This is a genomic window from Klebsiella sp. HN106, from assembly GCF_051209435.1.
Classification (GTDB): Bacteria; Pseudomonadota; Gammaproteobacteria; order Enterobacterales; family Enterobacteriaceae; genus Klebsiella; species Klebsiella oxytoca.
This window is the reverse complement of record NZ_JBLURD010000006.1, coordinates 90211-104691: the sequence shown is the minus strand read 5'-3', so window position 1 is coordinate 104691 and position 14481 is coordinate 90211. Positions and strand designations below refer to the sequence as shown.

Genomic DNA, 14481 nt, shown 5'->3' with positions numbered 1-14481 from the left:
CCGTGTTTCAACCCGAAGCCAGAAGCAAAAACCCCCGCCATTGCTGGCAGGGGTTTTGCTGAAAAGTTGAAGCTGACCGTTAAGCCGGGTTCTGTCGTGGACAGTCATTCATCTAGGCCAGCAATCGCTCACTGGCTCAAGCAGCCTACCCGGGTTCAGTACGGGCCGTACCTTGTGAACCCCTATTTGGCCTTGCTCCGGGTGGAGTTTACCGTGCCGCGAACTGTTACCAGACGCGCGGTGCGCTCTTACCGCACCCTTTCACCCTTACCTGATCCCACTTGCGTGGGCCATCGGCGGTTTGCTCTCTGTTGCACTGGTCGTGGGCTTGCGCCCCCCAGGCGTTACCTGGCACCCTGCCCTATGGAGCCCGGACTTTCCTCCCCTCCGCCCGTCTCCCCCGAAGAGGACGACGACGAAGCGGCGACTGTCTGGTCAGCTTCGGCGCGAAGTATAGAGGGTTTACCGACGGTTGTCATCCTTCCGTCGCCATCCCAACCTGCAATGTCGCCGCAATATTACGCGACGCATGATAAATATTGTCCGCCGCGCCGCGAAACGCCTCTTCGAGCGTCGTTACGCTGGTCAGCACGCTAAACACCGCATCAATCCCATACTGGTGAACCACACCGACGTCCCGGGTCAGACTACCGGCGATGCCAATCACCGGCTTATGATACTTTTTCGCCACGCTTGCCACGCCAACCGGCACTTTACCGTTAATACTCTGGCTATCCAGCCGACCTTCGCCGGTCACCACCAGCGAACAATCAAGGATATGCTCTTCCAGGTTCAGCGCCTGGGTCACGATTTCAATCCCGCTGCGTAATTCAGCCTTCAGAAACGCCATCAGCGCGGCACCCATACCGCCCGCCGCGCCCGCACCGGCAACCTGCTTCACATCGACATGCAGATCGGCCTTAATAATATCGGCATAGTGCGCCAGATTGCTGTCCAGCTCGCGGATCATCGCTTCGGTAGCCCCTTTCTGCGGGCCAAAAATTCTTGACGCGCCGCTATCGCCGATCAGCGGATTGGTGACATCGCAGGCGACCCGAATAGCGCAATCATGCAGTCGGGCATCAAGACCGGAGATATCTATCGAATTGAGGCTACACAGACTACCGCCGCCGTTGCCAATCTCTGCGCCGTTGGCATCGCAAAGCCGCGCGCCCAGCGCCTGCACCATTCCTGCGCCGCCATCGTTGGTGGCGCTGCCGCCAATGCCAATGATGATATTTTTCGCCCCGTGATCCAGCGCCTGCAGAATCAGCTCGCCGGTACCGCGCGATGTCGTCAATAGCGGGTTACGCTGTACGGGCGGCACGAGCCCCAGCCCGCTGGCCGCAGCCATTTCGATAAACGCGGTTTTGCCGTCACCGGAAAGCCCCCAGCAGGCATCAACCGGGAGACCCAGCGGCCCCGTCACGCAGGCGCTCATCTCGGTTCCCTGCGTCGCGGCAATCATCGCCTCAACGGTACCTTCTCCGCCATCAGCGAGAGGAACCTTCACGTAGAGCGCATCGGGGAAAATTTCCCGAAAACCTTTTTCTATAGCCTGAGCAACCTCGGTGGCCGAGAGGCTTTCTTTATAAGAGTCTGGGGCGATTACGATTTTCATAGTTATGTAGCCTGACAGTGCCGCGCAAGGCAAGAATTACAGGGCGCGCATCCGCGCCCTTCTTGTTAGCGAGTGACTTCCACTTTCGCCAGTTTTTCGTAGTAGCATGCAAGTGCGCTATGGTCGGCGGTACCCAGGCCATCAGCGCGCAGCGCCTGCATCATCTCCATTACTGCGGCGGTCAGCGGCAGCTGGGCGCCCACGCCGTGAGAAGTATCCAGCGCATTCGCCAGATCTTTAATATGCAGATCGATACGGAAGCCCGGCTTAAAGTTACGATCCATCACCATCGGCGCTTTGGCATCCAGCACGGTGCTCCCGGCCAGCCCGCCGCGGATGGCCTGATAAACCAGATCCGGGTTCACGCCCGCTTTAGTCGCCAGCGTCAGCGCTTCGGACATCGCCGCAATGTTCAGCGCCACAATCACCTGGTTGGCCAGCTTGGTGACGTTGCCCGCGCCGATCTCGCCGGTGTGTACCACGGATCCCGCCATCGCTTTCAGCAGATCGTAATATTTATCGAAAATCGCTTTATCACCGCCCACCATCACCGACAGCGTACCGTCGATAGCCTTCGGTTCGCCGCCGCTGACCGGGGCATCCAGCATATCGACGCCCTTCGCTTTCAGCGCTTCGCTGATTTCGCGGCTCGCCAGCGGCGCGATGGAGCTCATATCAATCAAAACGGTGCCCGGCTTCGCGCCTTCAATGATCCCGCCTTCGCCCAGCGCGACCTCTTTCACGTGCGGGGAGTTCGGCAGCATGGTGATGATCACATCGCACTGCTCGGCAATCGCTTTCGCTGATGCGGCGGTTTCTGCGCCTGCGGCAATCACTTCGGCAATCGCTTCCGGATTACGGTCAGCAACCACCAACGAGTAACCCGCCTTGAGGAGGTTTTTACTCATTGGTTTACCCATGATACCGAGGCCAATAAAACCAACTTTCATTGTCATGTCTTTATCTCTCTAGTTTCGGTGGTGGTTATTTCTTAAAGGAGTCAGCCAGCTTCTGCGTGGCAGAACGGAAAACGCCCAGGTCGCTGCCGACGGCGACAAAGGTCGCGCCCCATTCCAGATAGCGGCGCGCGTCGGCTTCAACCGGCGCCAGAATACCGCTCGGCTTACCGTGCTTCTTCGCGCTGGCAAAAATGTGCTGGATTGCTTTTTGAACTTCCGGATGGGAAGCATTGCCCAGATGACCCAGCGCAGCGGCCAGATCGCTTGGGCCGACAAAAATACCGTCCACGCCAGGCGTGGCGGCTATCGCATCAACGTTATCCACGCCCTGCTGGCTCTCGATTTGCACGAGAATGGTGATATTTTTGTTCGACTGCGCGAAGTAATCCGGCACGGTGCCAAACATATTGGCGCGGTGCGAGACGGATACGCCGCGAATGCCTTCAGGCGGATAGCGGGTTGAGGCAACGGCGTTAATCGCCTGCTCTTCCGTTTCTACAAACGGGATCAGAAAGTTATAAAAACCGATATCCAGCAGGCGTTTAATGATCACCGGTTCGTTGGTCGGTACGCGAACGACCGGCGCGCTGTTGCTACCTTTCAGCGCCATCAGCTGCGGGATAAAGGTAGAGATATCGTTCGGCGCATGTTCGCCGTCCAGTACCAGCCAGTCGAAACCGGCCAGGCCTAAAACTTCGGTGCTAATTGGGCTCGCCAGCGCGGACCAGCAGCCAATCTGAACCTGATGCGCCGCCAGGGCCGCCTTAAATTTATTCGGGAAGATATCGTTATTCATCACTTATACCTTGTCACTTAACCGTTAATTATTTCTGCAGTTCCATACGTTTGATGTCGCCGACCACAAACAGATAGCAAACCATCGCCATCAGGGCGGAACATCCAACAAAGACCAGCGCTGCGTTGAATGAGTGCAGTTCGCTCACCAGGTAACCGATAACCAGCGGGGTTACGATGGAAGCAACGTTACCAAATACGTTAAATACGCCGCCGCACAGGCCAACAATCTCTTTCGGCGCAGTATCGGAAATCACCGGCCAGCCCAGCGCGCCAAACCCTTTACCGAAGAATGCCAGCGCCATCAGGGTGACCACCAGCGCGGTATTATTGGTGTAGTTACACAGAATGATGGTGGAAGCGAGCAGCATTCCGAGGACGATCGGCAGCTTACGCGCCACGGTGATGGAAAAACCGCGTTTAATCAGATAGTCAGAGAACACGCCGCCCAGCACGCCGCCGGCAAAACCGCACAGCGCCGGAATCGATGCGACCAGACCCACTTTCAGAATCGACATACCCTTTTCCTGCACCAGATAAATCGGAAACCAGGTGAGGAAGAACCAGGTAATGGTATTGATAAAATATTGACCGAAGAATACGCCCAGCATCATGCGGTTGGTCAACAGCTGCTTGATATAGTGAAGCTTCGGACCGCTGGCCGCCGCGCTGCCGGGCTTTTTATGGTCCATATCAACGACTGCGCCATTCTCGGAGATAAACTTCAGCTCCTCTTGCGTCATGCGCGGATGGTCAGTGGGATTATGGATCAGTTTTATCCACAGGCCGGTCAGCACAAAGCCAATCACGCCCATGACGGTGAAGACATGCTCCCAACCCCAGGCAAAGGTCAGCCAGCCCAGCAGCGGCGAGAACAGCGCCAGGGAGAAATACTGCGCGGAGTTAAAGATCGCCGATGCGGTGCCGCGCTCTTTCGTCGGAAACCACGCCGCGACGATACGGGCGTTTGCCGGGAAAGATGGCGCTTCAGAGAAGCCCAGCATAAAGCGCATAAAAAACATTGAGATGCCCGCCCACGCCAGCGGAAACATATCCACAAAGCCTTGCAGGAAGGTGAACAGCGACCAGAAGAACAGGCTGTAAGAGTAGACCTTTTTCGATCCAAATTTATCGAGCAGCCAGCCGCCGGGGATTTGCATTAGCAGGTAGGCCCAGCCAAAAGCGGAGAAAATATAGCCCATTGAGACCGCACTCAGCTGCAGCTCTTTCGCCACCTCGGTACCGGCGATCGAAAGCGTCGCGCGGTCGGCATAGTTAACGGCAGTGACAATAAAAATAATTAACAGAATTAAATAGCGGGTTGGCACACTTTTTTTCTGTTCTATTGTTGCATCCAGACTCATCTCATATTCCTCAGGTACAACACACCTTCCATTATTTATTTTGGTGTGATTCTTAATTATTCAGAAATCAATATCAGGAGGTATCGATTTACTCATCCGGCGCATTGCAAGCATGACTCAGTATAATCAGCTTGCGACCGTTAAACACTGTGCATACAACCTGTAAATGGCGTTTAATTATCTCTAATGTTGTGCAAATGCAATAATCAATGGGCGCTGATCCACAGTTCCAGCGATTTCCCCCATGCGCGGGTTCTCTTGCGTAGCAATGGGTGATTTAGATCACATTTTCAAATTCAAACACCTGACATTCTTTATTTCACAAATCTGCGCATCAGAAATTGAATATACCCTAAATATTTCGAGTTGCATGAAGGCGGCAACGCAGGGAATCCCCTGGCGCTTACTAAAGTAAGTGACTGGGGTGAGCGAGGAAAGCCAACGCAAATGCAGCTTGAAATATGACGGGTATAAACGTTTTATTTTATTATTCGCACCTTGCTGGAGAATACTGGACAATGGCTGACATTGAAATTAGACAAGAATCGCCAACGGCGTTTTATATAAAAGTGCACGAAACGGATAACGTGGCGATTATTGTTAACGATCGAGGTTTAAAAGCCGGAACGCGTTTCCCTGACGGGCTCACGCTGGTTGAGCATATCCCGCAAGGCCACAAGGTCGCGCTGGTCGATATTCCTGTACACGGTGAAATCATCCGCTATGGCGAGGTGATTGGCTACGCGGTACGCGATATTCCGCAGGGCAGCTGGATTGACGAATCGCTGGTGGAACTGCCGAAGGCGCCGCCTCTGCACACCTTACCTCTGGCGACCAAAGTTCCGGCGCCGCTGCCGCCGCTGGAAGGCTATACCTTCGAAGGCTATCGCAACGCCGACGGCAGCGTTGGCACCAAAAATCTGCTCGGTATTAGCACCAGCGTGCACTGCGTGGCGGGAGTCGTCGATTACGTAGTGAAAATTATCGAACGCGATCTGCTGCCGAAGTATCCCAACGTCGATGGCGTCGTGGGTCTGAACCATCTTTATGGCTGCGGCGTGGCGATTAACGCTCCGGCAGCGGTCGTTCCGATCCGCACCATTCATAACCTGGCCCTCAATCCAAACTTCGGCGGCGAAGTGATGGTGATTGGCCTTGGCTGCGAGAAACTGCAGCCGGAGCGCCTGCTGGAAGGCACCGACGATGTAAAAAGCATTCCCGTAGATAGCGCCAGCATCGTCAGCCTGCAGGATGAGAAGCACGTCGGTTTTAAATCAATGGTGGATGACATTCTGCAGGTCGCCGAGCGCCATCTGGAGAAGCTGAACCAGCGCCAGCGCGAAACCTGCCCGGCCTCCGAACTGGTGGTCGGTATGCAGTGCGGCGGCAGCGATGCGTTTTCTGGCGTGACCGCCAACCCGGCGGTGGGCTATGCCTCCGATCTGCTGGTGCGCTGCGGGGCGACCGTCATGTTTTCCGAAGTCACCGAAGTACGCGATGCGATTCATCTGCTGACGCCGCGCGCCATCAACGAAGAAGTCGGCAGACGCCTGCTGGAGGAGATGGCCTGGTACGATAACTATCTTGATATGGGTAAAACCGACCGCAGCGCCAACCCCTCCCCGGGCAATAAAAAAGGCGGTCTGGCCAACGTTGTAGAAAAGGCGCTGGGTTCTATCGCTAAATCCGGAAAGAGCGCGATTGCCGAAGTGCTCTCTCCGGGGCAGCGCCCGACCAAACGCGGTTTGATTTACGCCGCGACGCCGGCGAGCGACTTCGTCTGCGGTACTCAGCAGGTGGCCTCCGGGATCACTGTGCAGGTCTTTACTACCGGTCGCGGTACGCCGTATGGCCTGGTCGCCGTACCGGTGATTAAAATGGCGACGCGTACCGAGCTGGCAAACCGCTGGTATGACCTAATGGATATCAATGCGGGAACCATCGCCACCGGCGAAGAAACCATTGAAGAGGTAGGGCTGAAGCTGTTTGAATTTATTCTTGATGTCGCCAGCGGCCGCAAGAAGACTTTCTCAGATCAGTGGGGCCTGCACAATCAGCTGGCGGTGTTTAACCCGGCGCCGGTGACCTGATCGGCTCAGCAACTTATCCCGCTCGTGATGCTTCGGGCGGGATACCTCTGCTATTGATGCGCGTTGAGAAACCCCTCTATCTGCGCTTTGGTGGAAGTCCCTTCCATCGGCCCACGCCGGGTAATCGCCAGAGAGCCGCTGGCGTTGGCCCATCTCAGCGCCTCCTGCGGCGATGCGCCGGACAGGAAAAGGCTGACAAAGGTGGCGCCAAAGCAGTCGCCGGCCCCCGTCGGATCGACAACCGGGACATGAAAACCGGCAGCATGATGCGTTTCTCTGGCGCTGTAATAGCTCGCTCCGCGCGGGCCGCGTTTAATTACCACGTGCTTAACGCCGCGCTTTAAAAGCTTATCCACCAGCACCTGCTCATTGCGCCCAGGGTTGAGGCCAAAGTAATCCAGTTCGCCATCGCTGGGCAAAAAAATATCTGTATAATCAAGGATATATTCAAAAGCCTGCGACATTTCAGGGATGTTGAGCATCTCTTTGCGGATATTCGGATCGAACGAAACCGTGCCGTTGCGCGCTTTAATATTTTCAATCGCTTTACGCATCGCGTCGATCATGCGAAACGAAAACAGCGAAGAGCCCATAATGTGAAAATGATTGCACTGGTTAAGCAGACGGTCGTCAATATGGTCAGCGGTTAGCAAACCACAGGCGCTGTTCGGCATATTAAAAATAAAATCGCGCTGCGCCTGGCTACGGTAGCTCACGAAAGCGCTGCCGGTGGTCGCCTTTTGCAGTATGGCGATCCCATTAACGTTTACGCCGTCGCTTTCCAGCCGCGCGATATTCATTTCACCAAACGCATCGTTGCCGACACAGCTGAAAAGCACCGAGCCCAGCCCCAGCTTTGCCACCTGATCGGCGAAAATTGCCGGGGCGCCGCTGGGATATGGCCCCCAAAATTCACCCGGGCGAGAAAAACCCTGGTTCTCTTCTTTTGCCAGAAACTCCACCAGTAGTTCGCCGATGGTGCAAATGGTCACATTCATCATCGCTCCTTTACTTTGCCTTCTGCAAAGCAGGGTTGAGCCATGTCAGGCACTCGTTGTTGGTATAGCTGTTAGTCATGCCAGCGGCGAGAAGGCGGGCGTGATACTCCGCGGCGACCACCTGCGGCGTCACGATGCCGCTAATTTGCTGCAAGTCGCCAATCGCGTAGCGTTTATCGCCATACACCGGACGATGCGCAACGACCGCAATCACCCTCTCACTTTGCGCCACCGCTTCGCTCAGCAGGCGAGCGCTGGCTTCCTGTCTGACGCTCAAGGTGCCATCTTCCGCAATGTGGTCGACAGCGATCAGCGCTCGTGAGGGGCGATATTGACCCAGCGCGTTCAGCGCCAGATCGCCTTCGACTATTTTGCCGCTGCTCCCGAGTACGCCGCCGAGCAGCACGGTTTCCCCATTCAGAAACTCCTGCGCCAGCGGCACATGCGCCAGGTCGTTTAACAGCAGACAAAGCTCGTCATAGCCAGCAAGGAACGGGATCACTTTGCGTAAGATCGACCCCTGCCCCAGAAAGAGCGTTTCGCTATCTTCGATCTGCACGGCGATCTGGCGAGCCATTTCGGTCTCCAGGGCTTTATCCGTTACTACCGGAGCCTCCTGAGCCAAGGCGATCGGGGTCCCGGCCTGGGAAGTGTAAATTGCGCCGCCAAACGAGCGCTTAAGGTAGCCCTGCTGTTCAAGGTAGTTCAGGTCATTACGGATCGTTACCCCAGATACAGCCAGCATTTCAGCCAGATCGTCGACTTTGATCTCTCCGTTTTTGCGCACGATCTCCGCGATGTCCAGGCGCCTTTTCAGCAGACTTGTAGACGGTTTTGCCACAGTGTTGTGCCTTCTTATTTTCTCCCAGAATAACTTTCATTTTTAAATTTCCCCGCTGCATTGTCAAACGCCAGGCCTTCTTTAAGCATTCAATAGCGAATTAAAATTATTTAATTCAGTAGGTTATGTTTAATCACGCTTTTTAAGATACTTTTAAAAAAGAAAACAAACAAGAGCATATAACTTTCATTTTTAAAATAACATCACAGTAGTGTGCGATTGATCACAACAACAAAACGTAGCGATCGCTACATTACTTTCAAAACGAAGGCGTAAGTAACAAATAAATTTACAAAATGAAAGTTAAGGAGCAAGAATGTACATTATCTCGAGTAAAAACATGCTGTTGAAAGCTCAGCGGCTTGGATACGCTGTTCCGGCCTTTAATATCCACAACCTGGAAACGATGCAGGTGGTGGTAGAGACGGCGGCCGAGCTGCGTTCTCCGCTGATCCTTGCCGGCACCCCTGGAACTTATAGCTATGCAGGAACCGGTAACGTGGTGGCGATCGCTCGCGATCTGGCTAAGATCTGGGATCTCCCTTTAGCGGTCCACCTCGATCACCATGAAGATCTGGCCGATATCACACGTAAAGTACAGGCCGGTATCCGCTCGGTCATGATCGACGGTTCACACGCACCTTTTGAAGAAAACGTCGCGTTAGTCAAGAGCGTGGTTGAACTGAGCCACCGTTATGATGCCAGCGTCGAAGCCGAGCTTGGTCGCCTGGGCGGTGTGGAAGATGATCTCGTGGTCGATGCAAAAGATGCGCTGTATACCAACCCGGAACAGGCGCGTGAATTTGTCGCCCGCACCGGTATCGACTCGCTGGCGGTCGCTATCGGTACTGCCCACGGCATGTACGCTGCAGAACCCAAGCTCGATTTTGACCGCCTCGCCGCCATTCGCGATCGCGTTGAGGTTCCTCTGGTTCTTCATGGCGCATCGGGTCTGGCCGATAGCGATATCCGCCGGGCAATCTCGTTGGGCGTGTGCAAGGTCAACGTCGCCACCGAGCTGAAAATCGCCTTCTCCGATGCCCTGAAGCACTATTTCGAGGAAAATCCAGACGCTAACGATCCGCGTCATTATATGAAACCGGCAAAAGCGGCGATGAAGGATATCGTACGCAAAGTCATTCACGTTTGCGGCTGTGAAGGACAACTGTAATTTTCGGATCGAAGGAGCAATGTCGTGATCCATACCCTGACACTCAATACTGCAATCGATATGAATATCTTTTGCGATCCGCTGAAGCCGTCGGCAGTGAACCGAACCCGGCACACGGAATATTGCCCGAATGGCAAAGGAGTGAACGTTTCGCTGATATTAAATCACTATCAGCAGCCCACTCACATTATGGGCATTTTCGGTGGTTTCACTGGCCGTTATATTGTGGAAGAGTTACGTCAGAAAAACATTAAAGTGACGCCGGCATGGGTCTCTGAGCCAACCCGAATTAATATTTTTATTAATGACGGAGCTGAGGAATATAAGCTCGTTAATCCCGGAGCAAAAATTGATGATGAGTGCAAACAACAGGTTATTCATCATCTGCAATGCGTCACTTCCGGGGATTATTTAGCGATCAGCGGCAGCCTGCCGCCGGGAATTGAAAGCCGATTTTATGCTGAAATCATTGAATTATGCCAGCAGAAAGGCTGTGAAGTTATTCTCGATATCAGCCATCCGGTACTGCGCCAGCTGCTGGAATTGCGGCCATTGTTGATTAAACCCAACGATGACGAGCTGCGGGAAATCTTCGGTCTTGACGTCAGTAGCCGCCAGCAGGTGCGTGAGGCCATGCGCACGCTGCATCAACTGGGCGCTCGCAACGTGCTGCTGACGATGGGAGCCGAGGGTCTCTACTTTTCCAACGGCGAAGGCGTGTGGTTTTGCTCCGCACCGAAAATTGAACTGGTCAGCTCCGCCTGCGCTGGTGACGCCGCACTGGGTGCTTTTCTCAGTAAATGGCTTAACAAAGAAGATGTCACTCACGCTCTGGCATTAGCCAGCGCGACCGGCGCCGATGTCGCCGCTTCCGCCGGGTTAGGCAAATTACAACGCACAGAAGAATTATTACAACAAATTCAGGTCGTCCAATTATAAAGGTCCGATTATGAAAAAAATCATTGCAGTTACCGGCTGCCCTACGGGTATTGCACATACTTTTATGGCTGAAGAGGCCTTAAAAACCGCAGCAAAGAAATTAAATGTCGATATTAAAGTGGAAACCAACGGCGCTTCCGGCGTTGAAAACGCGATTACCCCCGCGGATTTAAAAGATATTTATGGCGTGATTATCGCCGCCGATAAAGACGTGAACGCCGAGCGGTTTAATGGCCTGCCGGTCATTGAGGTTCCGGTTAAAGAAGCCATTCACCATCCGGCCGATTTAATTAATAAAGTGATCGGCGGTCAGGCGGCGCGTCGCCAGGGAATTTCTGCTTCCGCCGAGTCAACGGAGAAATACGAGCAAGAGTCTTTCGGCCGTCAGGTTTATAAGCACCTGATGAGCGGCGTGTCCAACATGCTGCCGTTTGTCGTAGCGGGAGGGATTTTGATTGCCATCTCCTTCCTGTGGGGCATCTACTCCGCCGATGCAAACTCGCCGCAATATAACGCGATCGCCGCAACGCTAATGAAAGTGGGCCAACAAGCCTTCTCAATCATGGTACCGATTTTCACCGCCTATATCGCCTGGTCTATTTCCGGGCGTCCCGGTATGGTCGCGGGCTTCGTCGGTGGCTTACTGGCCAATGCGACCGGCGCAGGCTTTCTCGGCGGAATTATCGCCGGTTTTGCCGCCGGTTATTTTATGCTGCTGATCCGCAATATGCTCAACGGCCTGCCGCGACAGTATGAAGGGCTCAAATCGATATTCATTATGCCGCTCATCGGCGTGCTGGTGATTGGTGTAATGATGGTCCTCCTCGGTCAACCCGTCGCCGCCATCAATAACGCGATGATGAACTGGCTAAGTTCATTACAGGAAGCAAACCCGATTCTGTTAGGTATTGTGGTCGGCGCGATGTGCTCCTTCGACTTCGGCGGCCCGGTGAATAAAGCCGCCTACGTCACCGGTACGCTGCTGCTTGGCCAGGGCAACTACTTCTTTATGGCCGGGGTTTCCGCCGCCTGCATCACACCGCCGCTGGTTATCGCTCTGGCAACGACCTTCTTCCCGAAAGGGTTCAGCGAAGAAGAGCGCGCCGCCGGGATGGTCAACTATATTCTCGGCTGCACCCATATTACTGAAGGCGCTATTCCGTTCGCCGCGAAAGATCCTTTACGCGTTATCCCCATGATGATGATCGCCTCTTCCATCTCTGCGGTTCTTAGCTACAGCCTGCATATTCAGGTTCCCGCTCCGCACGGCGGCTTCCTGATCCTGCCGCTGGTGAGCAAACCACTGATGTGGGTGCTGTGCATTCTCGCCGGTTCCGCCTGCGGCGCGGTCATGCTGGGATGCTGGAGGCTGTGGCAAAAGCGGGCCCTGGAAGCGACATCGCTGGCCGGCGCTATTAAATAAGGAGCTATGTATGCAACTGACTTGCGCAGATATCCATTTCGATCGCGCGATCAAAACGAAAGATGAAGCGCTGCAACGCGTCGTTGGCAAATTAACCGAAGCCGGGCATACCACGCCCGCTTATCTGAGCGGCATGCGCGACCGTGAAGGACAAATCAGCACTTACCTCGGCAACGGTATCGCGATCCCTCACGGCACGCCACAGAGCCGCGATGCGGTACTGAAAACCGGTGTCAAAGTACTGGCCTGCCCGCAGGGTGTGGATTGGGGAGAAGAACAAACGGCATATCTGATTGTGGGCATCGCCGCCCAGGATAACGAACACCTTGATATTCTCCGCCAGCTTACCCACGCCCTGAGCGATGAGCGCGTGCCGGCAGCGCTTTCGCGTGCTGAGAGCCCACAGGCGGTGCTGGAGATACTGGCCGGCAATATCTTCCCGGCCGGAGGAGAAGAGACGGAACCGCCCCCGATGTTCGACGAAGAGGCGACCTTTACCCTGCGCAATCCCCACGGACTGCACGCGAGACCAAGCGCGGTACTGGTGAAAGCGGTGAAGCAGTGGCAGTCGCAAATCCGGGTGGAAAATCTCGACACGCGTTCCGCCATTGTTGACGCCAAAAATCTGATGCGGGTTGTCTCTCTCGGTGCAAAACAGGGCCATCGGCTGCACTTTATGGCCAGCGGAGAGGATGCTCATCAGGCGCTGGAGGCTATTGGCGCGGCCTTTAATGCCGGATTAGGCGAAATCGCCGCTCAGCCGCAGCGTGCCGTTCCGCCCGTAGAAAAACCTAAACGGAGCTGGCTGTCTCGATTATTTAGTTAAATTTCAAACAATTAAAAACGCTCTGCCGTCATCGCCAGAGCGTTTTTTTATCTTTAACTTTCGCAACATTACGTTTTACCTTTCTTTTTTTCGAGATTGATCACAAATCAAAACAAAGGAGTTTGCGAGCAAAACAAAACATAACGAATATATTCGAAAGAAAACGGAGGTTTGAAATGAAAGATATTATTTCCCGCCACAAAGCTGGCGAACACATCGGCATCTGCTCAGTTTGTTCCGCACACCCGTTGGTCATCGAAGCCGCGCTACGTTTCGATCTGCATACCAACAATAAGGTCCTCATCGAGGCCACCTCTAACCAGGTTAACCAGTTTGGCGGCTACACCGGAATGCAGCCTGCGGACTTCCGTAATTTCGTAAATAAAATCGCCCGCGAAGTCGGTTTCCCGTCAGAACGCATCATCCTCGGCGGCGACCATCTCGGCCCCAACTGCTGGCAGGGCGAACCCGCCGCTGAAGCGATGGAAAAATCAGTCGATCTGATTAAAGCCTACGTCGCCGCAGGATTCAGCAAAATCCATCTCGATGCTTCAATGTCCTGTGCAGACGATCCGGTGCCGCTGAACCCGGCCGTCGTCGCCGAACGCGCCGCTCGCCTGTGCCAGGCTGCGGAAGAGACCGCAACCGACGAGCAGAAACGCCATCTGACCTACGTCATCGGCACCGAAGTTCCGGTTCCCGGCGGCGAAGCCAGCACCATCGGCAGCGTCCACGTGACCCGCGCCCAGGATGCGGCGGCAACGCTGGAAACCCATGAAGCCGCCTTTCGTAATCTGGGGCTGAACGCCGCGCTGGATCGCGTCATCGCTATCGTGGTGCAGCCCGGCGTTGAGTTCGACCATACGCAAATTATTCATTACCAACCGGAGGCAGCCAAAGCACTCTCCGCGTGGATCGAAAGCACGCCCATGGTCTACGAAGCGCACTCGACTGACTACCAGTCCCGTCAGGCCTACCGGGCGCTGGTACGCGACCATTACGCCATCCTGAAAGTGGGTCCGGCGCTAACCTTCGCGCTGCGTGAAGCCATCTTTGCTCTCGCGCAAATGGAGAATGAACTGGTCGCTCCGGAGTCCCGCAGCCGCGTAATGGAAGTGATTGATGAAGTGATGCTTAACGAACCGGGCTACTGGCAGAAGTACTATCGTCCGACCTGGAGCCAGGCAATGGTTGATATTCACTTCAGCCTGTCCGATCGCATTCGCTACTACTGGCCGCATCCGCGTATTCGCCAGAGCGTGGAAAAGTTAATGGCAAACCTGACCGAAACTAAGCTGCCTTTGGGCCTTATCAGCCAGTATATGCCCGTGCAGTTTGAACGACTGTCGTTAAACGAACTCGCCGCCGTACCGCACGACCTCATCCTCGACAAAATTCAGGATGTGCTGCGTGCCTACCGTTACGGCTGTTCATCTGAAATCGCCTGAAGTTAA

12 protein-coding genes and 1 other RNA gene are annotated in these 14481 nt (G+C 54.6%); 6 read left to right on the top strand and 7 right to left on the bottom strand.

The window, feature by feature from the left end; genetic code table 11:
- Positions 1-64: 64 nt before the first annotated feature.
- From rnpB to garP, 5 genes are all read right to left on the bottom strand, one after another.
- Positions 65-443, bottom strand: an RNA gene (gene rnpB / locus ACSIPU_RS16230) — RNase P RNA component class A.
- A 32-nt stretch (positions 444-475) separates the two neighbouring features.
- Positions 476-1621, bottom strand: coding sequence for a glycerate 2-kinase (garK, locus tag ACSIPU_RS16225; protein ID WP_004105997.1), 1146 nt, complete (start codon positions 1619-1621; stop codon positions 476-478).
- A 65-nt stretch (positions 1622-1686) separates the two neighbouring features.
- On the bottom strand, positions 1687-2577 hold the full coding sequence (garR, locus tag ACSIPU_RS16220) for a 2-hydroxy-3-oxopropionate reductase (protein WP_004105999.1): 891 nt from the start codon (positions 2575-2577) through the stop codon (positions 1687-1689).
- Positions 2578-2605: 28 nt separating this feature from the next.
- A complete protein-coding gene (gene garL / locus ACSIPU_RS16215; RefSeq protein WP_004115747.1) occupies positions 2606-3376 on the bottom strand; it encodes a 2-dehydro-3-deoxyglucarate aldolase in 771 nt (256 codons plus the stop codon).
- Between the two features lie 28 nt (positions 3377-3404).
- Complete coding sequence (garP, locus tag ACSIPU_RS16210) at positions 3405-4739, bottom strand: galactarate/glucarate/glycerate transporter GarP (RefSeq protein ID WP_004106004.1); 1335 nt, start codon at positions 4737-4739, stop codon at positions 3405-3407.
- Positions 4740-5257: 518 nt separating this feature from the next.
- Between garP and garD the strand changes: the two genes are divergently transcribed.
- Positions 5258-6829: a galactarate dehydratase gene (gene garD / locus ACSIPU_RS16205; RefSeq protein ID WP_004106006.1), complete on the top strand. Its 1572-nt coding sequence runs from the start codon at positions 5258-5260 to the stop codon at positions 6827-6829.
- A 50-nt stretch (positions 6830-6879) separates the two neighbouring features.
- On the opposite strand, the gene ACSIPU_RS16200 is transcribed toward garD, so the two are convergent.
- Positions 6880-7827 carry a sugar kinase gene (locus ACSIPU_RS16200; protein ID WP_004106007.1) on the bottom strand — a complete coding sequence of 316 codons (948 nt, stop codon included), beginning with the start codon at positions 7825-7827 and terminating at the stop codon, positions 6880-6882.
- Between the two features lie 10 nt (positions 7828-7837).
- On the bottom strand, positions 7838-8632 hold the full coding sequence (locus ACSIPU_RS16195) for a DeoR/GlpR family DNA-binding transcription regulator (RefSeq protein ID WP_162556702.1): 795 nt from the start codon (positions 8630-8632) through the stop codon (positions 7838-7840).
- 352 nt (positions 8633-8984) lie between these two features.
- On the opposite strand from ACSIPU_RS16195, the gene ACSIPU_RS16190 reads away from it, so the two are divergent.
- The 5 genes from ACSIPU_RS16190 to gatZ all read left to right on the top strand — a co-directional run bounded on the left by ACSIPU_RS16190 (position 8985) and on the right by gatZ (position 14475).
- Entirely contained in the window at positions 8985-9839 is an 855-nt protein-coding gene (locus ACSIPU_RS16190) for a tagatose bisphosphate family class II aldolase (protein ID WP_004106011.1), read from the top strand.
- A gap of 24 nt (positions 9840-9863) precedes the next feature.
- Positions 9864-10778 (top strand): 1-phosphofructokinase, encoded by a 915-nt coding sequence (gene pfkB / locus ACSIPU_RS16185; protein WP_004115752.1) that lies wholly within the window; start codon positions 9864-9866, stop codon positions 10776-10778.
- Positions 10779-10788: 10 nt separating this feature from the next.
- Positions 10789-12201: a PTS fructose transporter subunit IIC gene (locus ACSIPU_RS16180; protein ID WP_196550881.1), complete on the top strand. Its 1413-nt coding sequence runs from the start codon at positions 10789-10791 to the stop codon at positions 12199-12201.
- A 10-nt stretch (positions 12202-12211) separates the two neighbouring features.
- Positions 12212-13027, top strand: coding sequence for an HPr family phosphocarrier protein (locus tag ACSIPU_RS16175; protein WP_004115756.1), 816 nt, complete (start codon positions 12212-12214; stop codon positions 13025-13027).
- A 176-nt stretch (positions 13028-13203) separates the two neighbouring features.
- Entirely contained in the window at positions 13204-14475 is a 1272-nt protein-coding gene (gatZ, locus tag ACSIPU_RS16170) for a tagatose-bisphosphate aldolase subunit GatZ (RefSeq protein WP_064351604.1), read from the top strand.
- Positions 14476-14481 lie beyond the last annotated feature (6 nt).

Coding starts and splice junctions, on each gene's coding strand:
- garP (WP_004106004.1), bottom strand. CDS start 4,739: ATGAGTCTGGATGCAACAATAGAACAGAAAAAAAGTGTGCCAACCCGC.
- ACSIPU_RS16200 (WP_004106007.1), bottom strand. CDS start 7,827: ATGAATGTGACCATTTGCACCATCGGCGAACTACTGGTGGAGTTTCTG.
- ACSIPU_RS16180 (WP_196550881.1), top strand. CDS start 10,789: ATGAAAAAAATCATTGCAGTTACCGGCTGCCCTACGGGTATTGCACAT.
- garD (WP_004106006.1), top strand. CDS start 5,258: ATGGCTGACATTGAAATTAGACAAGAATCGCCAACGGCGTTTTATATA.
- garR (WP_004105999.1), bottom strand. CDS start 2,577: ATGACAATGAAAGTTGGTTTTATTGGCCTCGGTATCATGGGTAAACCA.
- garL (WP_004115747.1), bottom strand. CDS start 3,376: ATGAATAACGATATCTTCCCGAATAAATTTAAGGCGGCCCTGGCGGCG.
- garK (WP_004105997.1), bottom strand. CDS start 1,621: ATGAAAATCGTAATCGCCCCAGACTCTTATAAAGAAAGCCTCTCGGCC.
- ACSIPU_RS16190 (WP_004106011.1), top strand. CDS start 8,985: ATGTACATTATCTCGAGTAAAAACATGCTGTTGAAAGCTCAGCGGCTT.
- gatZ (WP_064351604.1), top strand. CDS start 13,204: ATGAAAGATATTATTTCCCGCCACAAAGCTGGCGAACACATCGGCATC.
- ACSIPU_RS16175 (WP_004115756.1), top strand. CDS start 12,212: ATGCAACTGACTTGCGCAGATATCCATTTCGATCGCGCGATCAAAACG.